At 61.5% G+C, this 26,207-nt stretch carries 20 protein-coding genes; 11 read left to right on the forward strand and 9 right to left on the reverse strand.

Translation table 11 applies throughout. From position 1 onward, the window contains the following. The first annotated feature begins 10 nt into the window (after positions 1-10). From C3F38_RS05555 to kefC, 6 genes are all read left to right on the forward strand, one after another. Complete coding sequence (locus C3F38_RS05555; protein ID WP_055316104.1) at positions 11-1,270, forward strand: glycosyltransferase; 1,260 nt, start codon at positions 11-13, stop codon at positions 1,268-1,270. Between the two features lie 263 nt (positions 1,271-1,533). Then, positions 1,534-2,355 (forward strand): 4-hydroxy-tetrahydrodipicolinate reductase, encoded by an 822-nt coding sequence (gene dapB, locus C3F38_RS05560; protein ID WP_038873380.1) that lies wholly within the window; start codon positions 1,534-1,536, stop codon positions 2,353-2,355. A gap of 470 nt (positions 2,356-2,825) precedes the next feature. After that, positions 2,826-3,974, forward strand: coding sequence for a glutamine-hydrolyzing carbamoyl-phosphate synthase small subunit (gene carA / locus C3F38_RS05565; RefSeq protein WP_048232622.1), 1,149 nt, complete (start codon positions 2,826-2,828; stop codon positions 3,972-3,974). Positions 3,975-3,990: 16 nt separating this feature from the next. Beyond that, a complete protein-coding gene (carB, locus tag C3F38_RS05570) occupies positions 3,991-7,215 on the forward strand; it encodes a carbamoyl-phosphate synthase large subunit (protein ID WP_038873387.1) in 3,225 nt (1,074 codons plus the stop codon). 170 nt (positions 7,216-7,385) lie between these two features. Next, complete coding sequence (kefF, locus tag C3F38_RS05575; RefSeq protein WP_038873389.1) at positions 7,386-7,943, forward strand: glutathione-regulated potassium-efflux system oxidoreductase KefF; 558 nt, start codon at positions 7,386-7,388, stop codon at positions 7,941-7,943. Then, the gene (gene kefC, locus C3F38_RS05580) at positions 7,936-9,789 is read left to right on the forward strand and encodes a glutathione-regulated potassium-efflux system protein KefC (protein WP_038873391.1); all 1,854 of its coding nucleotides are present in this window, start codon (positions 7,936-7,938) and stop codon (positions 9,787-9,789) included. The genes kefF and kefC overlap by 8 nt, the downstream gene beginning before the upstream one ends. Positions 9,790-9,824: 35 nt before the next feature. Here the strand turns inward: kefC and C3F38_RS05585 are convergent, their stop codons facing one another. Beyond that, on the reverse strand, positions 9,825-10,439 hold the full coding sequence (locus C3F38_RS05585) for a LysE family translocator (RefSeq protein ID WP_038873393.1): 615 nt from the start codon (positions 10,437-10,439) through the stop codon (positions 9,825-9,827). Between the two features lie 127 nt (positions 10,440-10,566). Between C3F38_RS05585 and C3F38_RS05590 the strand changes: the two genes are divergently transcribed. The 4 genes from C3F38_RS05590 to C3F38_RS05605 all read left to right on the forward strand — a co-directional run bounded on the left by C3F38_RS05590 (position 10,567) and on the right by C3F38_RS05605 (position 14,524). Next, entirely contained in the window at positions 10,567-11,367 is an 801-nt protein-coding gene (locus tag C3F38_RS05590) for a threonine/serine exporter ThrE family protein (protein ID WP_038873396.1), read from the forward strand. Further along, positions 11,364-11,828: a threonine/serine exporter gene (locus tag C3F38_RS05595; protein WP_055316103.1), complete on the forward strand. Its 465-nt coding sequence runs from the start codon at positions 11,364-11,366 to the stop codon at positions 11,826-11,828. Before C3F38_RS05590 ends, C3F38_RS05595 begins: the two co-directional genes overlap by 4 nt. Before the next feature lie 143 nt (positions 11,829-11,971). After that, on the forward strand, positions 11,972-12,454 hold the full coding sequence (gene folA / locus C3F38_RS05600) for a type 3 dihydrofolate reductase (RefSeq protein WP_038873402.1): 483 nt from the start codon (positions 11,972-11,974) through the stop codon (positions 12,452-12,454). 180 nt (positions 12,455-12,634) lie between these two features. Further along, entirely contained in the window at positions 12,635-14,524 is a 1,890-nt protein-coding gene (locus tag C3F38_RS05605; protein ID WP_055316102.1) for a PhoX family phosphatase, read from the forward strand. A 44-nt stretch (positions 14,525-14,568) separates the two neighbouring features. Here the strand turns inward: C3F38_RS05605 and apaH are convergent, their stop codons facing one another. The 6 genes from apaH to lptD form a co-directional block, all read right to left on the reverse strand. Continuing rightward, complete coding sequence (gene apaH / locus C3F38_RS05610; protein ID WP_103791751.1) at positions 14,569-15,420, reverse strand: bis(5'-nucleosyl)-tetraphosphatase (symmetrical) ApaH; 852 nt, start codon at positions 15,418-15,420, stop codon at positions 14,569-14,571. Between the two features lie 2 nt (positions 15,421-15,422). After that, entirely contained in the window at positions 15,423-15,800 is a 378-nt protein-coding gene (gene apaG, locus C3F38_RS05615; protein WP_038873410.1) for a Co2+/Mg2+ efflux protein ApaG, read from the reverse strand. 12 nt (positions 15,801-15,812) lie between these two features. Next, the gene (gene rsmA / locus C3F38_RS05620; RefSeq protein ID WP_038873412.1) at positions 15,813-16,631 is read right to left on the reverse strand and encodes a 16S rRNA (adenine(1518)-N(6)/adenine(1519)-N(6))-dimethyltransferase RsmA; all 819 of its coding nucleotides are present in this window, start codon (positions 16,629-16,631) and stop codon (positions 15,813-15,815) included. Beyond that, the gene (gene pdxA, locus C3F38_RS05625) at positions 16,624-17,616 is read right to left on the reverse strand and encodes a 4-hydroxythreonine-4-phosphate dehydrogenase PdxA (protein ID WP_033649277.1); all 993 of its coding nucleotides are present in this window, start codon (positions 17,614-17,616) and stop codon (positions 16,624-16,626) included. The genes rsmA and pdxA overlap by 8 nt, the downstream gene beginning before the upstream one ends. Then, positions 17,603-18,904, reverse strand: coding sequence for a peptidylprolyl isomerase SurA (gene surA, locus C3F38_RS05630; RefSeq protein ID WP_048232625.1), 1,302 nt, complete (start codon positions 18,902-18,904; stop codon positions 17,603-17,605). The genes pdxA and surA overlap by 14 nt, the downstream gene beginning before the upstream one ends. A gap of 65 nt (positions 18,905-18,969) precedes the next feature. Beyond that, positions 18,970-21,333 carry an LPS assembly protein LptD gene (lptD, locus tag C3F38_RS05635; protein WP_055316101.1) on the reverse strand — a complete coding sequence of 788 codons (2,364 nt, stop codon included), beginning with the start codon at positions 21,331-21,333 and terminating at the stop codon, positions 18,970-18,972. A gap of 228 nt (positions 21,334-21,561) precedes the next feature. On the opposite strand from lptD, the gene djlA reads away from it, so the two are divergent. Continuing rightward, positions 21,562-22,383 carry a co-chaperone DjlA gene (djlA, locus tag C3F38_RS05640; RefSeq protein WP_015376627.1) on the forward strand — a complete coding sequence of 274 codons (822 nt, stop codon included), beginning with the start codon at positions 21,562-21,564 and terminating at the stop codon, positions 22,381-22,383. 143 nt (positions 22,384-22,526) lie between these two features. Here the strand turns inward: djlA and rluA are convergent, their stop codons facing one another. Together rluA and rapA are read right to left on the reverse strand one after the other, a co-directional pair. Then, positions 22,527-23,177 carry a bifunctional tRNA pseudouridine(32) synthase/23S rRNA pseudouridine(746) synthase RluA gene (rluA, locus tag C3F38_RS05645; protein WP_004932866.1) on the reverse strand — a complete coding sequence of 217 codons (651 nt, stop codon included), beginning with the start codon at positions 23,175-23,177 and terminating at the stop codon, positions 22,527-22,529. A 57-nt stretch (positions 23,178-23,234) separates the two neighbouring features. Continuing rightward, the gene (gene rapA / locus C3F38_RS05650; RefSeq protein ID WP_047728991.1) at positions 23,235-26,141 is read right to left on the reverse strand and encodes an RNA polymerase-associated protein RapA; all 2,907 of its coding nucleotides are present in this window, start codon (positions 26,139-26,141) and stop codon (positions 23,235-23,237) included. Positions 26,142-26,207: the final 66 nt, after the last annotated feature.

Below are 26,207 nucleotides of genomic sequence, written 5' to 3' on the forward strand. Positions count from 1 at the left end.
AAGGATACTGATGGCGGCGGTCGCCACTCCGGGGCACGTCTACCCGATGTTAGCCATCGCTCGCCACCTGATTGCCCAGGGGCATCAGGTGCGGGTGATGACCGGCGCGCTGTTTCGCGAACGCGCCGAGGCGGCGGGCGCGAACTTCGTGCCGTTCGACGCGCAGGTGGATTTCGACTATCGCCACCTGGAAGAGCACTTCCCGGCGCGCGCCGCGCTGCCGCCGGGTAATGCGCAGATGGCGCTGGCGCTGAAGGATTTCTTCGCCGCACCGATCCCGCTGCTGGATCGGCAGCTGCGTGCGGCCATCGCCGCCGAAAAGACCGATCTGCTGATGGTGGAGAACTGCTTCTACGGCGTGCTGCCGCTGCTGCAGTCCGCCGAGCGGCCGCCGGTCTTCGGTATCGGCGTTACGCCGCTGTCGTATTCTTCGCGCGATGCTATTTTTTATGGCCCGCGTATCCCGCCGGCGCTGCTGCCGAAGGCGTTGACCCGTGAGCAGCTGGTAGATGAAGAAACGCGCGTGCTGCTCGATGAAGTACAGCAGAGCTTCGATACCGCGCTGGTGCAGGCGGGCGGGCGGGCGCTGGATCGCCCGTTCACCGATGCGCTGATCGGCGGCTGCGAGCGTTTCCTGCAGCTGGCTACCACGGCGCTGGAATATGAGCGTGACGACCTGCCGAGCGGCGTGCGCTTCGTCGGCCCGCTGCGCAGCGGCTGCCTGCCGGCGGCGGAAGAGACGCTGTGGGAGGCGGACGACCGCCGGCCGCTGGTAATCGTGTCTCAGGGCACGTTGGCCAATGTCGATTTGCATCAGCTGATCGTGCCGACGCTGCAAGCGCTGGCGCATTTGCCGGTGCGAGTGCTGGCCACGACCGGCGGACGGGCGACGGAAGCGCTGATGGAGGCACTGCCGGGCAATGCCAGAGTGCGGGAGTTTATCTCCTTCGGACGCTGGCTGCCGGAGACGGCGCTGCTGATCACCAACGGCGGTTACGGCTCGATCAACTATGCGCTGGACTGCGGCGTGCCGCTGATCGTCGCCGGCACCGGCGAGGACAAGCTGGAGGCGGCCGCGCGCGTGGTGGCCGCCGGCTGCGGCATCTGCCTGCACACCAGTACGCCGACCGCCGAACAGATCCTGGCGGCGACGATGCGCATTCTGCAACAGCCGATCTATCGGCAACGCGCGGCGCTGGTGCGTGAGGATTATGCCCGCCACGACGCGCTAACGGCGATCGCCAACGAAGTGGCCGCCATTACTGCCTGACCTCGCCGTTCTTCCTTCCTCAGGCGCCGTTTTCGGCGCCTTTTTTCTGCATTTTTTTGCCATGGAAACTGCATGATTATGTACAATCGTCGCAGGCCGCCAAATCGGTTGAATGTTAATCTCACGACAGCATCGCTGATGAGAACGGAGGAATATCATAATTTTCTAATTATGAAATGAATCCTCTGGCGACGCTGAAGCGGGGCGGTTACCCTGAATCGATAGCCTAATGGGATAGGCGTCAAATCAAGAAGAGAGCAAGCATGAGTGATTCACAAATCCGCATTGCGATTGCGGGCGCCGGCGGCCGGATGGGCCGTCAATTGATCCAGGCGGTGCAGCAGGCGGAAGGCGTGGTGTTGGGGGCGGCACTGTCGCGCCCGGGCTCCAGCCTGGTCGGCGTCGACGCCGGCGAACTGGCGGGCATCGGCGCGCTGGGCGTCAAGGTGAGCGACAGTCTGGAGAAGGTGGCGAACGAGTTCGATATTTTGATCGACTTCACCCGCCCGGAAAGCACCCGGGGTTACCTGGATTTTTGCGTGGCGCACCACAAGGCGATGGTGATTGGCACTACCGGCTTCGATGACGCCGGCAAACAGGCGATCCGCGATGCGGCGCAGCATATCGGCATCGTGTTCGCCGCCAACTTCAGCGTCGGCGTCAACCTGGTGTTGAAACTGCTGGAGAAGGCCGCGCAGGTGATGGGCAACTATACCGATATCGAAATCGTTGAGGCGCACCACCGCCACAAAGTGGATGCGCCGTCGGGCACGGCGCTGGCCATGGGCGAAGCGATCGCAGGTGCGCTGGGGCGCGACCTGAAAAGCTGCGCGGTCTATGCGCGCGAAGGCCATACCGGCGAACGCGATCCGAAAAGCATCGGCTTTGCCACTATTCGCGCCGGCGACATCGTCGGCGAGCACACCGCGATGTTCGCCGACATCGGTGAACGGGTGGAAATCACCCATAAGGCCTCCAGCCGGATGACTTTTGCCAGCGGCGCGGTGCGCGCAGCCGCCTGGTTGCATAACCGGGATAAAGGTCTGTTTGATATGCGTGACGTGTTGAATTTGGACCAGTTATAATTGATTTGCATACCATCGTGATGTGGTTGTGTTGGTCATAATGCTATGATAATCGGACAATAATTTTATTGTCCTTTTTTTTAACATGAAAAATGAAGCGTTGGTGTGATTTTATTTTATTGATTGTTATTTGTTGATGTTTACCTTGCTAATCATCCCGTTTTTATCCACCAGATCCCATTTTAGCGTCCTTTGGAGCCCATTCTGGCGCCATTTTTCGTCATTCAGCCTCGCAACCGTTTTCCAGCCCCGGTTTTCTGTGTTTTTATCGCCGCTCAAGCCGCATGAGCGGTGAGAACTGCAAAAATAAAACAAAAAATGGCAGTTTGGGTAGACAAGCCGGGCACTCATCATTAAAATGCGCCCAATTTGCCAAAAATTGGCCTCGCGGACGGTTTTTGCATTGATTTAGATCGCGATATCTGAATTAATATGCAAATATTGTGATTGATTATTCCTTGGAGGGTGTTTTGATAAAGTCAGCGCTATTGGTTCTGGAAGACGGAACCCAATTCCACGGTCGGGCCATCGGGGCAGAGGGAACGGCAGTGGGGGAAGTGGTCTTCAATACGTCGATGACCGGTTATCAAGAAATCCTCACTGATCCTTCCTATTCCCGCCAGATCGTTACTCTTACTTATCCTCATATCGGCAATGTCGGCACCAATGCTTCCGACGAAGAATCCTCCGCAGTACACGCCCAAGGCCTCGTCATTCGTGACCTCCCGCTGATCGCCAGCAACTACCGCAACGAAGAAAGCCTGTCCGACTACCTCAAGCGTCACAACATCGTGGCAATCGCCGATATCGATACCCGTAAATTAACCCGCCTGCTGCGCGAGAAGGGCGCCCAGAACGGCTGCATCATCGCCGCCGACTCGCCGGACGCCGCGCTGGCCCTGGCCAAGGCGCAAGGTTTCCCGGGGTTGAAGGGCATGGATCTGGCGAAAGAGGTCACCACCCAAGAGGCCTACAGCTGGCAGCAAGGCAGCTGGACGCTTGAAGGCGACCTGCCGGAAGCCAAAACCGCCGCGGAACTGCCGTTCCACGTGGTGGCTTACGACTACGGCGCCAAGCGCAACATCCTGCGCATGCTGGTGGATCGCGGCTGCCGTCTGACCGTGGTGCCGGCGCAGACCCCGGCCGACGAGGTGCTGAAAATGAATCCGGACGGCATCTTCCTGTCCAACGGCCCGGGCGACCCGGAGCCGTGCGACTACGCCATCGCTGCCATCAAACAGTTCCTGGAAACCGACATTCCGGTGTTCGGCATCTGCCTGGGCCACCAGCTGCTGGCGCTGGCCAGCGGGGCGAAAACCATGAAGATGAAGCTCGGCCACCACGGCGGCAACCACCCGGTGAAGGATCTGGACAACAACACCGTGATGATCACCGCGCAGAACCATGGCTTCGCCGTCGATGAAAACAACCTGCCGGCGAACCTGCGCGTCACGCACAAATCGCTGTTCGACCATACGGTGCAGGGCATTCACCGCACCGACAAAGCGGCGTTCAGCTTCCAGGGGCACCCGGAAGCCAGCCCAGGCCCGCACGATGCCGCGCCGTTGTTCGATCACTTTATCGAACTGATTGAGACTTACCGTTCTAACGCCAAATAATCAGGAGCAGTAAAAAATGCCAAAACGTACAGACATAAAAAGCATCCTGATCCTCGGCGCTGGCCCGATCGTTATCGGCCAGGCGTGTGAGTTCGACTACTCGGGTGCCCAGGCGTGTAAAGCGCTGCGCGAAGAGGGTTACCGCGTCATTCTGGTCAACTCCAACCCGGCGACCATCATGACCGACCCGGAAATGGCCGATGCGACCTATATCGAGCCGATCCACTGGGAAGTGGTGCGCAAGATCATCGAAAAAGAGCGCCCGGATGCGGTGCTGCCGACCATGGGCGGCCAGACGGCGCTGAACTGCGCGCTGGAGCTGGAGCGTCAGGGCGTGCTGGCCGAGTTCGGCGTTACCATGATCGGCGCGACCGCCGATGCGATCGACAAGGCCGAAGACCGTCGCCGTTTCGACGTGGCGATGAAGAAAATCGGTCTGGACACCGCGCGTTCCGGCATTGCGCACACCATGGAAGAAGCGCTGGCGGTAGCCGCTGACGTCGGTTTCCCGTGCATCATCCGCCCTTCCTTTACCATGGGCGGCACCGGCGGCGGCATCGCCTACAACCGCGAAGAGTTCGAAGAGATCTGTGAACGCGGTCTGGATCTGTCGCCGACCAACGAGCTGCTGATCGATGAATCGTTGATCGGTTGGAAAGAGTACGAGATGGAGGTGGTGCGCGATAAGAACGACAACTGCATCATCGTCTGCTCCATCGAAAACTTCGACGCCATGGGCATCCACACCGGCGATTCGATCACCGTCGCACCGGCCCAGACCCTGACCGACAAGGAATACCAAATCATGCGCAACGCCTCGATGGCGGTGCTGCGTGAGATAGGCGTCGAAACCGGCGGCTCCAACGTGCAGTTCTCGGTCAACCCGAAAACCGGCCGCCTGATCGTTATCGAAATGAACCCGCGCGTGTCGCGCTCTTCGGCGCTGGCGTCGAAAGCCACCGGCTTCCCTATCGCCAAGATCGCCGCCAAGCTGGCGGTGGGCTACACCCTCGATGAGCTGATGAACGACATCACCGGCGGCCGCACCCCGGCATCGTTCGAACCGTCCATCGACTACGTCGTGACCAAGATCCCGCGCTTCAACTTCGAGAAGTTCGCCGGCGCCAACGACCGCCTGACCACCCAGATGAAGTCGGTCGGCGAAGTGATGGCCATCGGCCGCACCCAGCAGGAGTCGCTGCAAAAAGCGCTGCGCGGTCTGGAAGTGGGTGCCACCGGCTTCGACCCGAAAGTAAGCCTGGACGATCCGGAAGCGCTGACCAAGATCCGCCGCGAGCTGAAAGACGCCGGCTCTGACCGCATCTGGTACATCGCCGACGCCTTCCGCGCCGGTCTGTCGGTTGACGGCGTCTTCAACCTGACCAACGTCGACCGCTGGTTCCTGGTGCAGATTGAAGAGCTGGTGCGCCTGGAAGAACAGGTGGCCGAAGCGGGCATCAACGGCCTGAACAAAGCGTTCCTGCGCACCCTGAAACGCAAGGGCTTCGCCGATGCCCGTCTGGCCAAGCTGGCCGGCGTCGCCGAGAGCGAAATTCGCAAGCTGCGCCACAGCCACGGCCTGCATCCGGTGTACAAGCGCGTGGATACCTGCGCGGCGGAATTCGCCACCGACACCGCCTACATGTACTCCACCTATGAAGAAGAGTGCGAGTCCAACCCGACCAACGACCGGCCGAAAGTGATGGTGCTGGGCGGCGGGCCGAACCGTATCGGCCAGGGCATCGAGTTCGACTACTGCTGCGTGCACGCCTCGCTGGCGCTGCGCGAAGACGGCTACGAGACCATCATGGTCAACTGCAACCCGGAAACCGTCTCTACCGACTACGACACCTCCGACCGCCTGTACTTCGAGCCGGTGACGCTGGAAGACGTGCTGGAAATCGTGCGCATCGAGAAGCCGAAGGGCGTGATCGTGCAGTACGGCGGCCAGACCCCGCTGAAGCTGGCGCGCGAGCTGGAAGCCGCGGGCGTGCCGATCATCGGCACCAGCCCGGACGCCATCGACCGTGCCGAAGACCGGGAGCGCTTCCAGCAGGCGGTTAACCGTCTGGGCCTGAAGCAGCCGGCCAACGCCACCGTCACCGCCATCGAGCAGGCAGTGGAGAAGGCGGCGGGCATCGGCTATCCGCTGGTGGTGCGCCCTTCCTACGTGCTGGGCGGCCGGGCGATGGAGATTGTCTATGACGAAACCGACCTGCGCCGTTACTTCCAGACCGCGGTCAGCGTGTCCAACGATGCGCCGGTATTGCTGGACCGCTTCCTGGACGACGCGGTGGAAGTGGACGTCGACGCCATCTGCGACGGCGAACGCGTGCTGATTGGCGGCATCATGGAGCATATCGAGCAGGCGGGCGTGCACTCCGGCGACTCCGCGTGTTCGCTGCCGGCGTACACCCTGAGCCAGGAAATTCAGGACGTGATGCGTCGCCAGGTGGAAAAACTGGCGTTCGAGCTGCAGGTACGCGGCCTGATGAACGTGCAGTTCGCGGTGAAAGACAACGAAGTCTACCTGATTGAAGTGAACCCGCGCGCCGCGCGTACCGTGCCGTTCGTGTCCAAAGCGACCGGCGTGCCGCTGGCTAAAGTGGCCGCGCGCGTGATGGCGGGCAAAACGCTGGTTGAGCAGGGCGTGACCGAAGAAATTATCCCGCCGTACTACTCGGTGAAAGAAGTGGTGCTGCCGTTCAACAAATTCCCGGGCGTCGACCCGATTCTGGGGCCGGAAATGCGCTCTACCGGGGAAGTGATGGGCGTGGGCCGCACCTTCGCGGAAGCCTTCTCCAAAGCGATGCTGGGCAGTAACTCGGGCATGAAAAAGCAGGGCCGCGCGCTGCTGTCGGTGCGTGAAGGCGACAAGGCTCGCGTGGTCGATTTGGCCGCCAGCCTGCTGAAGCAGGGCTTCGAGCTGGACGCCACCCACGGTACCGCGGTGGTGCTGGGCGAAGCGGGCATCAACCCGCGCCTGGTCAACAAGGTGCACGAAGGGCGTCCGCACATTCAGGACCGTATCAAGAACGGCGAGTACACCTACATCGTCAACACCACGGCCGGCCGTCAGGCGATTGAAGACTCCAAGCTGATTCGCCGCAGCGCCCTGCAGTACAAGGTGCACTACGACACCACGCTGAACGGCGGCTTCGCCACCGCGATGGCGCTGAAAGCGGATCCGACCGAGCAGGTCACGTCGGTGCAGGAAATGCACGCGCGCATCGGCAAATAACCGCGCGATAACGCTACGCCAGGGGCGCTGCAGATGCAGCGCCTTTTTTATTCAGCGAATTTGTCGGCTGGCGTTAAAAATTTCCGCTATCAATCAGTGGGCAAACTGTCACCCTGTGTGATTGGTATATGCTTGGTGTATTGGCAAGGAACGAAGGAACGACGATAACAATGATTCTGATAATTTATGCTCACCCGTATCCCCGGCATTCGCATGCCAATCAGCGCCTGCTGCAGGCGGTGAGGGATCTCCCTGAGGTAGAGGTGCGCTCGCTGTATGAGCTGTACCCCGATTTCAATATCGACATCAACGCGGAGCAGCGGGCGCTGGAGCGCGCCGACCTGGTGGTGCTGCAGCATCCGATGCAGTGGTACAGCTTCCCGCCGCTGTTGAAGCTGTGGATCGACAAAGTGCTGGAGCACGGCTGGGCCTACGGCCACGACGGCAACGCGCTGGTGGGTAAAGACTGCCTGTGGGCGGTGACCAGCGGCGGCGACGAGCACCACTTCGAGCTGGGCGACTTTCCCAACTTCGCCGCGCTGGCGCAGCCGCTGCAGGCCACGGCGATTTACTGCGGCATGAACTGGCAGCCTTATTTCGCCCTGCATAACACTTTTACCTGCAACGAACCGGCGCTGCTCGCCGCCGGCGAAGCCTACCGGCAGCGGTTGGTCGACTACCTGATGGAACATGCCGAAGCGGAAACACGGGAGGCCAGCCATGGATAACCACCACATGATGATCGAGGGGCTGATCTACCTCGGCTCCGCCGCGCTGTTTGTGCCGATCGCGGTGCGGCTGGGGCTGGGCTCGGTGCTCGGCTACCTGATTGCCGGCTGCATCATTGGCCCTTGGGGGTTGAAGCTGGTGTCGGACGCCGAGTCGATCCTGACCTTCGCCGAGATCGGCGTGGTGCTGATGCTGTTTATCATCGGCCTGGAGCTGGATCCCAAGCGGCTGTGGACGCTGCGCGCCTCGGTGTTCGGCGGCGGCAGCATTCAGATGGTGGGCTGCGGCCTGGCGCTGAGCGCCTTCTGTTACTTCCTCGGCCTCAACTGGAAGGTGGCGCTGTTGATCGGCCTGACGCTGGCGCTCTCATCCACCGCCATCGCCATGCAGGCGATGAGCGAACGCAACCTGACGCCGTCGCCGATCGGCCGCAGCGCATTTGCGGTGCTGCTGTTCCAGGATATCGCGGCGATCCCGCTGGTGGCGATGATCCCGCTGCTGGCCAGCAGCGGCGCCACCACCACGCTGGGCGCTTTCGTGCTGTCGGCGGCCAAGGTGGTGGGCGCGTTAACGATAGTGGTGCTGCTCGGCCGCTACGTCACCCGCCCGCTGCTGCACTTCGTCGCCCGTTCGGGCATGCGCGAGGTGTTCAGCGCCGTGGCGCTGTTCCTGGTGTTCGGTTTCGGCATCCTGCTGGAGATGGCCGGGCTGTCGATGGCGATGGGGGCGTTCCTCGCCGGGGTGCTGCTGGCGAGCTCGGAATACCGCCACGCGCTGGAGAGCGATATTCAGCCGTTCAAGGGGCTGCTGCTGGGGCTGTTCTTTATCGGCGTCGGCATGTCGATCGATTTCGGCACGCTGTTCCATCACCCGCTGCTGATCGCCTCGCTGCTGCTGGGCTTTATGCTGATCAAGGCGGCGCTGCTGTGGCTGATTGGGCCGCTGCTCGGCGTGCCGAAGCGCCAGCGCGGCCTGTTCGCCATTCTGCTGGGGCAGGGCAGTGAATTCGCCTTCGTGATCTTCAGCGCCGCGCAGCTGGCCGGCGTCCTGCCGGTCGAATGGGCCAAGTCGCTGACGCTGGCGGTGGCGCTGTCGATGGCGGCCACGCCGCTGCTGCTGGTGATTGCCGCGCAGCTGGAGAAAAATGCGCCGAAAGAGGAGCGCCCGGCTGACGTTATCGACGACGAGAATGCCAGCGTGATCATCGCCGGCTTCGGCCGTTTCGGTCAGATCGCCGGCCGCTTGCTGTTGGCCAACGGCGTACACACCGTGGTACTGGATCACGATCCGGACCATATCGAGACGCTGCGCAAATTCGACACCAAGGTGTTCTACGGCGACGCCACGCGCGCCGATTTGCTGGAGGCCGCCGGCGCCGCCCACGCCAAGGTGCTGATTAACGCCATCGACGACGTGGAAGACAGCCTGGCGTTAACCGAGCTGGCCAGGCAGCACTTCCCGCATCTGAAGGTGGTGGCGCGAGCGCGCGACGTCGATCACTGGTATCAGCTACGGCAGCTGGGGGTGGAAAAACCGGAGCGCGAAACCTTTGAAAGCTCGCTGCGTATCGGCCGTGAAACGCTTGAGCTGCTGGGGCTGGACGCCTATGAGGCGCGCGAGAAGGCGGATACGTTCCGCCGCTATAACCTGAAGATGCTGGAAGACACGCTGGAGAATTATCAGGACACCGAGTTCCGCATCGCCAGCCTGCAGCGGGCCAAGGAGATGCTCAGCGCGGCCATCGAGCAGGATCAGAATCGGCTGGCGCGGGTGCAGCAGACCGGCTGGCGCGGCAGTATCGACGGCAAGGCGCCGGAGGATGAAGTGGTGGAAGCCAAAGGATAAGAGTAGGGGCGCCAGATCGGCGCCCCTTTTTTTGCTTAGCTCAGTGCGACCTTGATGCCCAAGGCGATCAGCATACCGCCCAGCAGCTTGTCGACGATCTTCTGGGTCTTTTCCAACCCGCGGCGCACCGGCCCGCTCTGGATCAGGAACACCAGCAGTGGCCACCAGATGACCGACAGGCCGAGAATAATCCCCGCGTACCACAGCTTGTCGCCCAGACCGGAATCGATCTGCAGCACCTGGGTGAATACCGCCAGGAAGAACAGGGTGGCCTTCGGGTTCAGCAGGTTGCACAGGTAGCCTTGCGCAAAGGCGCTCTTCAGACTGACCTGCTGCTGCGGCAGATTGCTGATGTTCATCTTGCCGCCGCCGCGCGACAGCAGCGCCTGGATGCCGATCCACACCAGATAGACCGCCCCGGCGTATTTCAGCAGGTTAAACAGCCACGGCGTGGTGGTGATCACCACCGCCAGCCCGGCGACGCAGTAGGACATGTGAGTGGCGACGCCGCAGATCACGCCGAAGGCGGTCATCATGGCGGCCAGCCGCGGATAACGGGCGGCGTTTTTGATCACCAGGAAAAAATCCGGGCCGGGGGAGAGCATGCCGAGGGCGGCAATGCCGGCGACGAACAGCGAAGTTTCAAGCATGGGGACGTCTCGCGCAAAAGACAGAGTTCTGGCGATAATAACGCCGCTTCCTCTGATGCGCATCAACCCAATGAGGTATTGTTAGGCTCTATGATAATTATTCATCTACCGCCAGCGATGGAGCACCATGCAGCAGACTACCGCCACAGAGAGGCCGGAGCCGCACCGGCAACAGCGTGAAATTACCCGCCTGTGCATTCAATGCGCGCTGCTGCTGTTGCAGCACGGCGCCGAGAGCACGGTGGTGGAACAGCTGTCGACCCGCCTGGGGCTGGCGCTGGGGATGGACAGCGTGGAAAGCTCGATCTCCGCCAATGCGGTGGTGTTGACCACCCTCAGCCACGGCGCCTGTCTGACCACCACCCGCAAGAACGTCGATCGCGGCATCAATATGCAGGTGGTGACCGAAGTGCAGCATATCGTGATCCTCGCCGAGCACCACCTGGCGGATGCGCACGACGTGGCGCGCCGTTTTGACAGGATCCGGCCGTTGCGCTACCCGCGCTGGCTGGTGGTGCTGATGGTGGGGTTGTCCTGCGGGTGCTTCAGCATGCTCAACGGTGGCGGCGCTGACGCCTTCCTGGTGACCTTTATCGCCAGCGGCACGGCGATGCTGGTGCGCCAAATTCTCACCGCCCGCCATATGAATCCGCTGATCAATTTTTGCCTGACGGCGTTTGTTGCTACGTCGATCTCCGGGCTGCTGCTGCGCCTGCCGGCGTTTAAGGACACCTCGAGCGTGGCGATGGCCGCCAGCGTGCTGTTGCTGGTGCCGGGCTTCCCGCTGATCAACGCGGTGGCCGATATGTTCAAGGGGCACGTCAACACCGGGCTGGCGCGCTGGGCGATGGCCAGCCTGCTGACGCTGGCGACCTGCATCGGGGTGGTGATGGCGATGTCGCTGTGGGATCTGCGGGGGTGGTCATGAGTCTGCTGTGGGCCTTGTTGCAGGAGATGTTGTTGGCGGCGGTGCCGGCGCTGGGCTTCGCCATGGTGTTCAACGTGCCGCTGCGCGCGCTGCGTTATTGCGCGTTGCTTGGGGCCATCGGGCGCGGTTCGCGCATGCTGATGATGCACGGCGGCATGAACATCGAGTGGGCTTCGCTGCTGGCGGCGATCCTGATCGGTATCATCGGTATCTACTGGTCGCGCTGGCTGCTGGCGCACCCGAAGGTGTTCACCGTGGCGGCGGTGATCCCGATGTTCCCCGGCATTTCCGCCTATACCGCGATGATAACTGTGGTAGAAATCTCGCATTTGGGCTACAGCGAAGCCTTGATGGAGATCATGATCACCAACTTCCTCAAGGCCAGTTTCATTGTCGGTGCGTTGTCGATCGGCCTGTCGCTGCCGGGCCTGTGGCTGTACCGCAAACGCCCCGGCGTGTGAAATTTCCCGGCGGGAGATCGTTGGTTATTAGATATGCTGATAAGAGCTATCTTATATATTCATCTTGCTTGATTAGCCTATCGACGGCACTCAGGCCTTTACGTATAGTGTCACCAATTTTGCTGCCTACACAGGGTTAAACAATGATTATCAGCCTGATCGCTGCCTTGGCGGCGGATCGCGTTATTGGCATGGAAAACGCCATGCCGTGGCACCTGCCGGCGGACCTTGCGTGGTTTAAACGCAACACGTTGAATAAGCCGGTTATTATGGGCCGCAAGACCTTCGAGTCCATCGGCCGCCCGCTGCCGGGCCGCCACAATATCGTTTTGAGCAGCCGTCCGGGCAGCGAAGCCGGGGTGACCTGGGTGACCTCGATGGATGAAGCGCTGGCCGCCGCCGGCGACGTGGAAGAAGTAATGGTGATCGGCGGTGGGCGCATCTATACCCAGCTGCTGCCGCGCGCCGATCGCCTGTACCTGACGCATATCGACGCCGAGGTCGGCGGCGATACCCACTTCCCGGATTACGAGCCGGACGAGTGGGAAACCACGTTCAGCGAGTTCCACGACGCCGACGATCTGAACTCGCACAGCTACTGCTTCGAGATCCTGCAGCGCCGCTGATTTCAGCGCGTTAGCCAACTCCCCCCGGGGGCGCAAGCAATTGCGCCCCCGGCCTTTTTGCGCCCGTCGTCCGTAACCTTTCCGTCACATTACCTGATTAGTATGAAGCCCAACTCCGAGCGCCCCGGCAACTCTGGTGAATCTTGACCGCGGCGCCATAACTAAAAAGGTAACCACGCTATGACCAAGCAAATTGAGCAATTAGACGCCGACCGCCTGATCGATCCCACTCGCCGCAAACTGCTGCTCGGCAGCGCCGGCGCCGTAGGCCTGGCCGGCTTTCTCGGCGGCGGCATCTGGTCGGTCTCCGCCGAGGCGTTGGCCGAGGATCTGCCGCCTAACAAACTGCTGGGCTTTCAGGGCATCGCCGCCTCTACCGCCGACGAGGTGACCATCGCACCGGGCTACCGTGCGGAGGTGCTGATCTCCTGGGGAGAACCGCTGGTGGATGGCGCACCGGCCTTCGATCCGCAGGGCAACAACAGCGCCGCCGATCAGGAAAAACAGTTCGGCGACAATAACGACGGCATGAGCTTCTTCCCGATCGACGATCGCCACGGCGTGATGGCCATCAATAACGAATACGTCAATGAGCAATACCTGTTCGCCCACGGCGGCACTAAGGCCACCAGCCTGGAAGAGGTGCGTAAATCGCAGGCGGCGCACGGTGTTTCCATCGTGGCGGTAAAGCGCGTCGGCGACGGCCAGCGTTGGGAAGTGGAGCGCCCGTCGCGCTATAACCGCCGCATCACCGCCAACACCGACATGCAGTTCAGCGGCCCGGCCGCCGGGCATCCGCTGCTGCAGACCGCCGCCGATCCGAGCGGGCGCAAGGTGCTGGGCACCTTCGGCAACTGCGCCAACGGCAAGACGCCGTGGGGCACTTACCTGACCTGCGAAGAAAACTTCGATACCTACTTCGGCACCCGTCAGGCCGATTACCCAACCACGCCGGAACAGAAGCGCTACACGCTGAAGGTCAGCGAGCCGGAGCGTAACTGGCCGGACTATGACGAGCGCTTTGACGTGGCGAAGAACCCCAACGAATTCAACCGCCACGGCTGGATCGTGGAGATCGATCCGCTGAATCCGACCTCGACGCCCATCAAGCACACCGCGCTGGGCCGCTTCAAGCATGAAAATGCGGCGGTGACCGTGGCCAAAGATGGCCGTCTGGTGGTGTACATGGGGGACGACGAGCGCGGCGAGCATATCTATAAGTACGTTTCCAAATGCGTGGTCGACGCCGCCAATCCGGCCAACAATCGCACGCTGCTGGACGAGGGAACGCTGTACGTGGCGCAGTTCGACGGCGACGAAGCCGGCACGCCGCTGAAGGGCAAAGGGCGCTGGATTGCGCTCGAGTTCGGCAAGAACGGCCTGACGCCGGAGAACGGCTTCCGCGATGAGGCCGAAGTGCTGATCTTCGCCCGCAAGGCGGCACAGCAGGTCGGGGCCACCAAAATGGATCGTCCGGAGTGGATCGCGGTGAACCCGCATGACGGCCGCGCGTACTGCACGCTGACCAACAACAGCAAGCGCGGTGAGGAAGGGATGCCGCTGAACGCCGCCAACCCGCGGCCGAACAATATCTATGGCCAGATCATTCGCTGGGATGAAGGCGGTGACGCCACCGCCGGCACCTTTGCCTGGGACATGTATGCGCTGTGTGGCAACCCGATTGCCCACCCGGAAGGCGTCAACCGCGGCACGCCGAACATCACGGCGGACAACACGTTCAATAGCCCGGACGGGCTGGGCTTCGATCGCGCCGGCCGCCTGTGGATCCTCACCGACGGCAAGTACAGCAACAAGGGAGATTACGTCGGGCAGGGCAACAACCAGATGCTGGTGGGCGATCCGGTCAGCGGCGAAATTCGCCGTTTCATGGTGGGGCCGAAGTCCTGCGAACTGACCGGCATCACCTTCACTCCGGACTACAAGACGATGTTCGTCAACGTGCAGCATCCGGGAGAAGAGGGCGACTCGCACTTCCCGAACAACAGCCCGCGCCCGCGTTCATCGGTGTTGATGATCACGCGTGAAGATGGCGGGGTGATTGGGGCGTAAAGCGGTAAAGAGAACCAAGGCGGCCCTGGGCCGCCTTTATATTTTCAGGACGCGGCCAGTCTGCCGGCGTGGTCAGGCGCCTCGCCACGGTTGGCGGGCTGCGTGAAGTAACGGCGGTCTTCCCAGCGTAGCATCGTCAGATCGCCGCCCCAGCAACAGCCGGTGTCCAGCCCGATCACGCCTTCCGGCGTGCCCTTGCCTTCCAGCGAGGCCCAGTGACCGAAGACGATGGTGTATTCCGGATCCACCAGGCGCGGCAGCTCGAACCACGGCTTCAGCGGTGCCGGTGCGGTGCCCGGCGCATCTTTGCAGATCATGTCGAGCTGGCCGTTGGGGAAGCAGTAGCGCATGCGCGTGAGCGCATTGGTGCTGAAACGCAGGCGCGCCAGGCCGCTCAGTTCCGGTGTCCAGTTGTTCGGCATGTCGCCGTACATGGCGTCGAGAAACAGCGGGTAGCTGTCGCTGCTCAATACCGCTTCCACTTCGCGCGCGCACATTTTCGCGGTGTCGATATCCCACTGCGGGGTGATGCCGGCGTGCGCCATCACCAGCTTTTGCTCATCGTCCACCTGCAGCACCGGTTGGCGGCGCAGCCAGTTGATCAGCTCGTCGGCGTCCGGCGCTTCCAGCAGCGGGGTGATGCGATCTTTGGGCTTGTTGCGGCTGATGTCGGCGTAGACCGCCAGCAGGTGCAGATCGTGGTTGCCCAGCACCATGCGCACCGCCGGGCCGAGCGAGCGCACGAAGCGCAGCACGTCCAGCGAGGCGGGGCCGCGCGCCACCAGATCGCCGGTCAGCCACAGCCGATCGTGCTCGGGATCGAAAGCAGCCTGAGCCAGCAGCGACTTCAGTTCATCGTAACAGCCGTGAACGTCGCCGATAAGGTATGTCGACATAATTAATGGATCAGCGTTGGAATGGCTAAGCGAAACACGGGAATAGCGGTGCGGAACGGTTGACCCTGATGGTCCACCATTTCGTAATGGCCTTCCATGGTGCCCAGCGGCGTTTCCAGAATCGCGCCGCTGGTATACTGAAACTCTCCGCCGGGCGGAATGACAGGCTGTTCGCCGATCACGCCTTCGCCCTGAACTTCGGTTTGGCGGCCGTTGCTGTTGGTGATCAGCCAGTAACGGCCCAGCAGTTGCACGTCGTTCCGCCCCAGATTACGGATAGTGATGGTATAAGCGAAGACATAACGCTCTTCTTCAGGGATCGACTGTGATTCCACATAGATGCTCTGAACCTGAATACACACGCGGGGCGAATCAATCATGACAACAACTCCTTATTGCTGCGGCGTCGTATTGGCTGACAGCCAGTTCGCCAGCTTGCAGTACTGCGCCACAGAAATATTTTCTGCTCTGAGCGAAGGATCGACGCCCAGCTCCGTCAGCTGTTCCGGCGTGAACAGGTCGCCCAGGCTATTGCGGATGGTTTTCCGCCGCTGGTTGAACGCTTGCGTGGTGATGCGGCTCAGCATGCGCACGTCGCCCACCGGGTTCGGCAGCACGCTGTGCGGCACCAGGCGCACCACGGCGGAATCGACCTTCGGCGGCGGCGCGAACGCGGTCGGCGGCACTTCCAGCACCGGAATGACGTTGCAGTAGTACTGCGCCATCACGGTCAAACGCCCGTAGGCCTTGCTGTTCGGGCCGGCCACCAGACGGTTGACCACCTCTTTTTGCAACATAAAGTGCATGTCGCGGATTGCCTGAGTATAGCTGAAAAGGTGGAACATCAGCGGCGTCGAAATATTGTACGGCAGGTTACCAAATACGCGCAGCGGTTGGCCAGCTTCCTCGGCCAGTTCGGCGAAATTCACCGTCATGGCGTCCTGCTGGTGGATGGTCAGCTTGTCTTTCAGCCGCGGATGGTTCTCCAGCCGGGTGGCCAGATCGCGGTCCAGTTCGATCACCGTCATGCGATCCATGCGTGCGCCGACCGGCTCGGTCAGGGCGCCGAGGCCGGGGCCGATCTCGACCACCGCTTCGCCCGGCTGCGGGTGAATGGCGGAGACAATGCTATCGATGACAAACTGATCGGTTAAAAAGTTTTGTCCAAAGCGTTTGCGGGCAAAGTGCCCTTGGTGGACTCTGTTATTCATTACAATTAATTATCATTTTAATGGCGAGATTCAGGGCCGTTTGGAAACTGCCGACATCGGCGGTGCCGGTGCCGGCCAGTTCCAGAGCGGTACCGTGGTCGACCGAGGTGCGTATGAAAGGCAAACCGAGGGTGATATTCACCGCGCGGCCGAACCCTTGGTATTTTAGCACCGGCAGCCCCTGATCGTGATACATCGCCAGCACCGCATCGGCATCTTGCAGATATTTGGGCTGGAACAGGGTGTCCGCCGGCAGCGGGCCGACAAGATGGATGCCCTCAGCGCGCAGCGCGTCGAGCGCCGGGATGATGGTGTCTATCTCTTCGTGCCCCATATGGCCGCCTTCCCCGGCGTGGGGGTTCAGACCGCAAACGTAAATGTGCGGCCGGGCGATGCCAAATTTGGTTTTCAGATCGTGGTCGAGGATGCGGATGACTTCGAACAGGCTCTGTTGCGTGATGGCGCCCGGCACCGCCAGCAGCGGCAGGTGGGTGGTCGCCAGCGCCACGCGCAGCTCTTCGGTCGCGAGCATCATCACCACGCGATCGCAGCGGCTGCGATCGGCAAAGAATTCGGTATGGCCGATAAACGGCACGCCGGCGTCGTTGATCACGCCCTTGTTCACCGGGCCGGTGATCAGCGCAGCGAATTCGCCGTTCAGACAGCCGTCGCAGGCGCGCGCCAGGGTTTCCACCACGTAGGCGCTGTTGCCGACGTTCAGCTCCCCGGCGGTGACCGGGTGAGCGAGCGGGACCGGCAGCACGGTCAGCGTGCCGGCGCGTTGCGCCTCGGCCGGTTGCTGCGGCTGGTAGTCGCGCAGCGTCAGCGGCAGACCCAAACGCTTGGCGCGCTCAAGCAGCAGGGCCGGATCGGCGCACACCACCAGCTCAACAGGCCAATCCTGTTGCGCCAGCGCTGCCACCAAATCCGGCCCTACCCCGGCGGGTTCGCCGGGGGTAATGACGACGCGTTTATTGCTGTGCATCGCTGCCATCGAGGATCTTCACGTAAGCCTGGGCGCGCTGCTCCTGCATCCAGGTCTGTGCTTCTTCGGCGAACTTACGGTTGAACAGCATGCGGTAAGCGCGATCTTTTTGCGCGGCGTCGGTCTTATCCACCTGGCGGGTATCCAGCAGCTGGATCAGGTGCCAGCCGAAGGAAGAGTGGACCGGGGCGCTGATTTCACCCTTGCTCAGCTTCAGCAACGCATCGCGGAAGGCCGGATCGTAGATGTCCGGAGAAGCCCAGCCCAGATCGCCGCCCTGCATGGCGGAACCCGGATCCTGCGACAGCTGTTTGGCTTCGTCGGCAAACTTGGCGCGGCCGCTCTTGATTGCTTCCGCAACGGATTGCAGCTTGGCGCGCGCCTGATCGTCAGTCAGCACCACCGAAGGTTTCAGCAGGATGTGACGGGCGTGCACTTCGGTAACCGACACCGACTGGCTCGCACCGCGGATGTCGTTCACTTTCAGGATGTGGAAGCCGACGCCGGAGCGGATTGGGCCGACGACGTCGCCTTTCTTGGCGCTCACCAGACGTTCCGCGAACAGGGTCGGGATCTCTTGCAGCTTGCCCCAGCCCATGTTGCCGCCTTTCAGCGCCTGAGAGTCGGCGGAGTAGGTGATCGCCAGCTTGCCGAAGTCGGCGCCGCTGTTGATCTCACCCACCAGGCGTTTGGCCAGCTCTTCGGCTTTGTCGACCTGCTGTTGAGACGGGTTCTCCGGCAGCGGGATCAGAATGTGGCTGATGTTCATTTCGGTGTCGCTGCCGTTCTGCGCGCCCACCTGTTTGGCCAGCGAGTCCACTTCCTGCGGCAGGATGGTGACGCGGCGGCGCACTTCGTTGTTACGCACTTCGGAGATCAGCATCTCTTTGCGGATCTGCGAACGGTAGGTGTTGTAGTTCAACCCTTCATACGACAGGCGGCTGCGCAGCTGATCGACGCTCATCTTGTTTTGCGCGGCGATATTGGCGATCGCTTTATCCAGATCGGCGTCGGACACGGTGATGCCCATTTTCTTGGCCATCTGCAGCTGGATGTTATCCATGATCAGGCGTTCGATGATCTGATGGCGCAGCGTCTTGTCGTCCGGCAGCTGTTGGCCGGCCTGCTGGGCGTTGAGCTTCACCGATTGCAACAGTCCGTTGACGTCGCTTTCGAGTACCACGCCGTTATCCACGACGGCGGCGACTTTATCCACTTCTTGGGGTGCTGCGAACGCGGCATTGGCGCAAACCACCAATCCGAGAATAAGCGTTCTCCAGTTCTTCATACATTTCCCATTATGTAATCCGCAAATGCGGGTGAAAGTTCTCGTTTTCAAAGTGTTGCAAAGCGTCAGAATGCGCGCTGATACGGCAGAATGCCGGAGCGCAGCATTTCTGCGGAGCCGAGACTATGATCGCTGCTCAGGCCGCGCAGTTCGACGTTGAACGAAACTCTGTTGTCGTAAACGCTGGTATTGTTGCTGGCGTTCCATTCGGTAACCTTGCGCTCATAGCCCAGGGTCACTGCCCAGCAGCAGGTGTTGTACTTCAGCCCCACCAGCTGATCGGCGGATTGTTTGGCGCGGGTGTCGTAGTAGTACGCCCCGACCACCGCCCAACGATCGGCGATCGGCCAGCTGCCGGTGATGCCCACCTGCGAAATGCCGTCCTGATAGGCCGGAATCTCATTGGTGTTCAGCGCCGTCTTGATGTATTCCGGGGTGGCGTAACGGTAGTTCAGCTGTACCACGCGCTCGGCGTCCTGGCGATACTCCACCACGCCGTTGCCCAGCGAGACGGTGTTCAGGCGGGTGTCGTACTGCAGGCCGCCGCGCAGGCCCCAACGATCGTCGATTTTCCAATAGGTATCGCCGGCCCAGGCCACGCTGCCGGTATTATCGTTGTTATCGAAGTTCGTCATCTGGTCGCCGGTACGCGAGCGACTGAAGTAGTAGATTTGACCCACGGAAGCGTTAAAACGTTCCACCAGCGCGTCATCATAAATACGGGTGGTCACACCGGTCGAGACGCGGTTCTGCGAAGCGATGCGATCCAGGCCGCTGTAGGTGCGGTCGCGGAACAGGCCGGAGTAGTCGGTCTGCAGCAGCGTGCTGTCGTAGGTGTAGATGTTGCTCTGGTTGCGATACGGCACGTACAGGTACTGAACGCGCGGCTCCAGCGTCTGAGTGGCCCCTTCGGCCCAGATCATCGGCCGTTCGAACACCAGCTTGCCGTCGACCTTGAACTGCGGCAATACGCGGTTGACCGAGTCATCCAACGTCGGTGCCGTTGCACCTTGATTGCGCATACTGTAGTTGGCGGCGAAACCGTTAGGAATATCCTGCTGGTAGTGGGTCGCCATCAGCTTGGCTTCGGTGTTCAGGCTGGCCCAGCCGTTGGTCAGCGGCAGGTTGAGCGTTGGCTCCATATGCAGACGGGTGGCGTCCGGGCTGTACGGGTTGACGCTGGTGAACTTGGCCGCCTGGCCGTAAATATGGAAATCGAACGGGCCGAGGTCGTTTTTGTAGTAGTTCAGGTCCAGCTGCGGCTGCACCTTGTAAGTCTTCGACCAGGTACGATCGGTATTGTCGAAGATCTGGAACTGCTTGGAGCTCAGCGTGGCGTTCCAGTTCTCGTTGGCGTAGCCGAGGCTGAATTTCTGCGTGGCGTAGCCGTCGGTGGTGGAGCCGTACTTGGAGTCCAGGTCGGTGAAGTATTTGTAATCGCTGACCTTGGTGTAATCGACGTTGAAGCGCCACACCTGATCCATGACGCCGTTGTGGTTCCAGTAGAACAGCCAGCGTTTGCTGTCGTCATTGGTTTTGCCGTATTCCTTGTCGTCCGGCAACCAGTCGAACTCCATCAGGCCGAGGCCCGGCTGCACCAGATAGCGGAACTCGGTCTGCCACTGCAGGCCGCGTTTGGACATATAGTGCGGGGTGATGGTGGCGTCGTAGTTCGGCGCGATGTTCCAGTAATACGGCAACATGAACTCGAAGCCGTTGTTGCTGCCGTACTTGGCGTTCGGGATCAGGAAGCCGGAACGGCGCTTGTCGCCGACCGGCAGCTGCAGGTACGGGCTGTAGAACACCGGCACGCCGCCGATGCGGAAGCGAGCGTTCCATACTTCCGCCACCTGCTCTTCGCGATCGTGGATCACTTCGGAACCGACCACGCTCCAGCTGTCGTCGCCCGGCAGACAGGAGGTAAAGGTGCCGTTTTCCAGAATGGTGTAACGGTTGGCGCCGCGCATCTTCATCTTGTCGGCGTCGCCGCGCCCCTGACGGCCGACCATCTGGTAGTCGCCTTCATAGACGTCGGTATCTTTGGTGTTCAGGTTCGACCAGGCCTTCGGGCCTTTCAGTTTGATCTGATTGTCGCTGTAGTGCACGTCGCCGGTGGCGGTGACGGTGCGCACCGGCTCCGTCTGGCCGGGTTTTTGCGTCTGGTTCAGCTCAACTTCTTTGGCGGTCAGGGTGCTGTTGCCCTGCTCGATATGCACATTGCCGCTGAACAGGGCGCTTTTCGGGTAGTCGGCGCGCGAGTCATCGGCATTGATGGTCACCGGTTGGCTGTTCGGATCGCCGCTGACCAAAGGCTTGTCGTAAACGGGAACGCCAAGCATGCATTGCTCGGCCAGATCAGCCAGCGCATGCTGACTGTAGAGTGCCGTCCAAATCATCGTGGCCAGCAGTGTTGGGAAACTTTTTTTCATACGCGGTTTTGGTGTTCCGTCATCAGAGGCGTCGTGTCCGGCAAACGGTCAGAGACTATATTACTCATCTGCGTTGCGCTAGTGCTAAATCCAGCCGTTTACTTGCGTCGTCGTTAGGCGCAAAGATAAATGACAGGTATGATAATCCAAATTCTAGGAAAAATCGCCTGCACCCTTTCCTGAAGCGAAGGGGAGTGGGCGGCTTTCGGCATGATAATTGAGGAGTATATGCAGTATTGGGGAAAACTGCTCGGCGTCATCGTCGCCATCTGGTCTGGCGCGGGATTCTGGGGTGTAGTTCTGGGGCTGATTATCGGTCATATGATCGATACGGCGCGCAGCAACAAGCGCAGCCGGGGGTTTTTCACCGACCAGCAAACGCGGCAAACGCTGTTTTTCCGCACCACTTTTCAGGTGATGGGCCACCTGACCAAATCCAAAGGACGCGTCACCGAGGCGGATATCCAGATCGCCAGCCTGTTCATGGATCGCCTGCAGCTGCACGGCGAAGCGCGCACTGCGGCGCAACAGGCGTTCCGCGAGGGCAAACAGAGCCAGTTCCCGCTGCGTGAGACGCTGCAGCAGTTCCGCAGCATCTGTTTTGGCCGCTTCGATCTGATTCGGATGTTTCTGGAAATTCAGATTCAGGCGGCGTTTGCCGACGGCTCGCTGCACCCGAACGAACGCCAGGTGCTGTACGTCATCGCTGAGGAGCTGGGCATTTCGCGCGCGCAGTTCGACCAGTTCCTCAGCATGATGGAAGGTGGGCGCCAGTTCGGCGGCGGTCAGCAGGGCGGATATTCGCAGGGCGGCTATCAGCAGGCTCAGCGCGGCCCGACGCTCGACGACGCGTGCAAGGTGCTCGGCGTGCGCAGCAGCGACGATGCCGCCACCATCAAACGCGCCTACCGCAAACTGATGAGCGAACACCATCCGGATAAGCTGGTGGCGAAAGGCTTGCCGCCGCAGATGATGGAAATGGCCAAGCAGAAAGCACAGGAGATTCAGGCGGCGTACGACCTGATCAAACGCGAGAAAGGCTTTAAATAACGATACCCGTCATACTTCGAGCTGCAGGTGTGTTGGCTGCCCGCGCTTACCCCGGTCACGTACTTTTTGTACGCTCCCGGGGCTGCGCTTAGTTGCCGCCTTCCTGCAACTCGAATTATTTAGGGTATCCTTGGGTGATGAGCTCAGAAATCCGGCTCGGCGCGAAAGTGCATCGGCGTCTGGAAGGCGGGGTGGGTGATGCGCAGCTCTTGCGCATGCAGCTGCAGCCGCGGCGCCATCGCCTTGGCCTCCGGCGGGGCATAGAAACCGTCGCCGAGGATCGGATGCCCCAGCGCCAGCATGTGCACCCGCAGCTGGTGCGAGCGGCCGGTGATCGGCGTCAGCTTCACGCGGGTGCTGCCGTCGGCGTCGCGCGACAGCACCAGATATTCCGTTTGCGCCGCTTTGCCGGTGTCAAAACACACCTTCTGCAGCGGCCGGTTCGGCCAGTCGCAGATCAGCGGCAAATCCACCAGCCCTTCGTCATGCTCCATATGCCCCCAAACGCGGGCGATATAGGATTTCTTCGGTTCGCGTTCGCGAAACTGGCGCTTCAGCTCACGCTCGGCGGCCTTGTTGAGCGCCACCACGATCACCCCGCTGGTGGCCATGTCCAGCCGGTGCACTGATTCGGCGGCCGGATGATCGGCCTGAATGCGGGTCATCAGGCTGTCTTTGTTTTCCGGCGCGCGGCCGGGCACCGACAGCAAGCCGCTGGGCTTGTTGACCACCATGATGTGTTCATCCTGATACAGGATGTGCAGCGGGTCCTGCGGGGGATTGTAGGGTTCCATCTTGGCTCCGCGATAAGGGCCGAACGGGGAGGCGCTTGCCTCCCCGCGTCGCGCCGGTTACTGGTGGGTGACCACCACCAGACGAATGGCGTCCAGACGCCAGCCGGCTTCATTGAGGTTGGCCAGCACCTGACGGCGGTTGAACTCCAGCGCTTCGACTTCGTCGTCGCGGATGTTCGGGTTGACCGCCTTCAGCGCTTCCAGACGCGCCAGCTCGGCGCTCAGCTTGTCGTCCGCCTCTTGCTTCGCCTGTTCGATAAGCGTGCGCGCCTGCGCTTCCACCAGGCTTTCCGCCTGCTGCAGCATGGCGTGCACGTCTTGCTGCACGGCGTTGACCAGCTTGCTGGAGGTGTGGCGATTGACCGCGTTCAGCTGGCGGTTGAAGCTTTCGAACTCGACCTGCGCCGCCAGGTTGGTGCCCTTGCGATCCATCAGCATGCGGATCGGCGTCGGCGGCAGGAAGCGGGTCAGCTGCAGGTGCTTCGGTGCCTGGGCTTCCACCACGTAGACCAGCTCAACCAGCAGGGTGCCGACCGGCAACGCTTTGTTTTTCAACAGGGACACTGCGCAGCTGCCGGTGTCGCCGGACAGGATCAGATCCAGGCCGTTGCGGATGATCGGGTGCTCCCAGCTGACGAACTGCGCGTCTTCGCGCGACAGCGCCCGATCGCGGTCGAAGGTGACGGTGCAGCCGTCCTGCGGCAGGCCCGGGAAGTCCGGCACCAGCATGTGATCGGACGGCGTCAGCACGATCAGGTTGTCGCTGCGGTCTTCCTGATTGATGCCGACGATGTCGAACAGGTTGAGCGCGAAGCCCACCAGATTGACGTCGTTATCCTGCTCGGCGATGGCGGCAGCCAGCGCCTGGGCTTTGTCGCCGCCGTTGGAGTGCATCTCCAGCAGGCGGTCGCGGCCCTGTTCCAGCTGCGCTTTCAACTGATCGTGCTGCTGGCGGCAGCCGTGGATGAATTCGTCGAAGCCTTCCTGTTCGGTCGGCGCGGCCAGATAGCCGATCAACTGCTCGTAGCAGCTGTCGTAGATGGTGCGGCCGGTCGGGCAGGTGTGTTCGAAGGCATCCAGCCCCTCGTGGAACCAGCGGCCCAGCACCGCCTGCGCGGTGTGCTCCAGGTAAGGCACCATGATTTGGATATCGTGCATCTGGCCGATACGGTCCAAACGGCCGATACGCTGCTCCAGCAGATCCGGGTTGAACGGCAGATCGAACATCACCAGCTGACTGGCGAACTGGAAGTTGCGGCCTTCGGAGCCGATCTCGGAACACAGCAGCACCTGCGCGCCTTCCTCTTCGGAGGCGAAGTAGGCGGCGGCGCGGTCGCGCTCGATGATCGACAGCCCTTCGTGGAACACCGCGGCGCGGATCGCTTCACGCTCGCGCAGCACCTGCTCCAGCTGCAGCGCGGTGTCGGCCTTGGCGCAGATCACCAGCACTTTTTCGTTGCGGTTGGCCAGCAGGTAGTCCAGCAGCCACTCGACGCGCGGGTCGAAGTTCCACCAGGTGGCGTTTTCGCCTTCGAATTCCTGGTAGATCTGCTCCGGATACAGCATGTCGCGCGCGCGCGCTTCGACGGACTTCTTGGCGCCCATGATGCCGGAGACTTTGATCGCGGTCTGATACTGGGTCGGCAACGGTAGCTTGATCTGGTGCAGGTTGCGGTGTGGGAAGCCCTTCACGCCGTTGCGGGTGTTGCGGAACAGCACGCGGCTGGTGCCGTGGCGATCCATCAGCATGGCCACCAGCTCCTGGCGCGCCTGCTCGGCGTTGTCGCCTTCGCTGTTGGCCGCTTTGAGCAGCGGTTCGATGTCCTGCTCGTCGATCAGCTCGCCCAGCAGGTTCAGCTTGTCGTCGGCCAGGCGTTCACCGCTCAGCAGCAGGGTGACGGCGTCGGCCACCGGGCGGTATTTCTGCTGCTCGGCGACGAAATCGCCGTAGTCGTGGAAACGGCTCGGATCGAGCAGACGCAGGCGCGCGAAGTGGCTCTGTTGGCCCAGCTGCTCCGGGGTGGCGGTCAGCAGCAGCACGCCGGGGATATGCTCGGCCAGCTGTTCGATCACCTGATATTCGCGGCTCGGCGCTTCTTCGCTCCAGGCCAGGTGGTGTGCTTCGTCGACCACCAGCAGATCCCACTGGGCGTCCGCCAGCTCTTCCAGGCGCTGCTTGTTGCGGCGCACGAAGTCCAGCGAGCAGATCACCAGCTGTTCGGTTTCGAACGGGTTGCTGCTGTCGAGCTTGGCTTCGGCGTAGCGGCTGTCGTCGAACAGCGAGAAGTAGAGGTTGAAGCGGCGCATCATCTCCACCAGCCACTGGTGCTGCAGCGTTTCCGGCACCACGATCAGCACGCGCTCGGCGCGGCCCGCCAGCAGCTGCTGGTGGATGATCATGCCGGCTTCGATGGTTTTGCCGAGGCCGACTTCGTCCGCCAGCAAGACGCGCGGCGCATGGCGCTGGCCGACTTCATGGGCGATGTGCAACTGGTGCGGGATCAGGCTGGCGCGCATGCCGCGCAGGCCGGCGAACGGCAGGCGATACTGCTCGCTCTGGTATTTGCGTGCGCGGAAACGCAGCGCGAAACGGTCCATGCGGTCGATCTGGCCGGCGAACAGGCGATCCTGCGGTTTGCTGAAGGTCAGCTTGCTGTCCAGCAGGACTTCGCGCATCGCCACGCCGCTTTCCTGGGTGTCCTGGCGGGTGCCGATATAGGTCAACAGACCGTTTTCCTCTTTCACCTCTTCCACCTGCAGCTGCCATCCCTCGTGGCTGCTGACGGTATCGCCCGGGTTGAACATCACGCGGGTGATCGGCGAATCGTTTCTGGCATAGAGGCGGTTTTCACCGGTGGCGGGGAAAAGCAGGGTAATCATGCGCGCGTCCAGCGCCACGACGGTGCCCAGTCCTAATTCGCTTTCCGTGTCGCTGATCCAGCGTTGACCAAGAGTAAAAGGCATATATTGTCGGCTCGATTCTTTGTAAGTAAGTCTTGTTACCGGGCGGGAAGGGCCGCGGCACCTGTA

Origin of the sequence: Serratia sp. SSNIH1, from assembly GCF_002935055.1 — a bacterium.
Lineage (GTDB): Bacteria > Pseudomonadota > Gammaproteobacteria > Enterobacterales > Enterobacteriaceae > Serratia > Serratia nevei.

What these genes read in the sequence shown, in the direction of transcription:
- C3F38_RS05555 (WP_055316104.1), top strand. Translation starts at nt 11, where the DNA reads ATGGCGGCGGTCGCCACTCCGGGGCACGTCTACCCGATGTTAGCCATC.
- dapB (WP_038873380.1), top strand. Translation starts at nt 1,534, where the DNA reads ATGAGTGATTCACAAATCCGCATTGCGATTGCGGGCGCCGGCGGCCGG.
- carB (WP_038873387.1), top strand. Translation starts at nt 3,991, where the DNA reads ATGCCAAAACGTACAGACATAAAAAGCATCCTGATCCTCGGCGCTGGC.
- kefF (WP_038873389.1), top strand. Translation starts at nt 7,386, where the DNA reads ATGATTCTGATAATTTATGCTCACCCGTATCCCCGGCATTCGCATGCC.
- kefC (WP_038873391.1), top strand. Translation starts at nt 7,936, where the DNA reads ATGGATAACCACCACATGATGATCGAGGGGCTGATCTACCTCGGCTCC.
- C3F38_RS05585 (WP_038873393.1), bottom strand. Translation starts at nt 10,439, where the DNA reads ATGCTTGAAACTTCGCTGTTCGTCGCCGGCATTGCCGCCCTCGGCATG.
- C3F38_RS05590 (WP_038873396.1), top strand. Translation starts at nt 10,567, where the DNA reads ATGCAGCAGACTACCGCCACAGAGAGGCCGGAGCCGCACCGGCAACAG.
- C3F38_RS05595 (WP_055316103.1), top strand. Translation starts at nt 11,364, where the DNA reads ATGAGTCTGCTGTGGGCCTTGTTGCAGGAGATGTTGTTGGCGGCGGTG.
- folA (WP_038873402.1), top strand. Translation starts at nt 11,972, where the DNA reads ATGATTATCAGCCTGATCGCTGCCTTGGCGGCGGATCGCGTTATTGGC.
- C3F38_RS05605 (WP_055316102.1), top strand. Translation starts at nt 12,635, where the DNA reads ATGACCAAGCAAATTGAGCAATTAGACGCCGACCGCCTGATCGATCCC.
- apaH (WP_103791751.1), bottom strand. Translation starts at nt 15,420, where the DNA reads ATGTCGACATACCTTATCGGCGACGTTCACGGCTGTTACGATGAACTG.
- apaG (WP_038873410.1), bottom strand. Translation starts at nt 15,800, where the DNA reads ATGATTGATTCGCCCCGCGTGTGTATTCAGGTTCAGAGCATCTATGTG.
- rsmA (WP_038873412.1), bottom strand. Translation starts at nt 16,631, where the DNA reads ATGAATAACAGAGTCCACCAAGGGCACTTTGCCCGCAAACGCTTTGGA.
- pdxA (WP_033649277.1), bottom strand. Translation starts at nt 17,616, where the DNA reads ATGCACAGCAATAAACGCGTCGTCATTACCCCCGGCGAACCCGCCGGG.
- surA (WP_048232625.1), bottom strand. Translation starts at nt 18,904, where the DNA reads ATGAAGAACTGGAGAACGCTTATTCTCGGATTGGTGGTTTGCGCCAAT.
- lptD (WP_055316101.1), bottom strand. Translation starts at nt 21,333, where the DNA reads ATGAAAAAAAGTTTCCCAACACTGCTGGCCACGATGATTTGGACGGCA.
- djlA (WP_015376627.1), top strand. Translation starts at nt 21,562, where the DNA reads ATGCAGTATTGGGGAAAACTGCTCGGCGTCATCGTCGCCATCTGGTCT.
- rluA (WP_004932866.1), bottom strand. Translation starts at nt 23,177, where the DNA reads ATGGAACCCTACAATCCCCCGCAGGACCCGCTGCACATCCTGTATCAG.
- rapA (WP_047728991.1), bottom strand. Translation starts at nt 26,141, where the DNA reads ATGCCTTTTACTCTTGGTCAACGCTGGATCAGCGACACGGAAAGCGAA.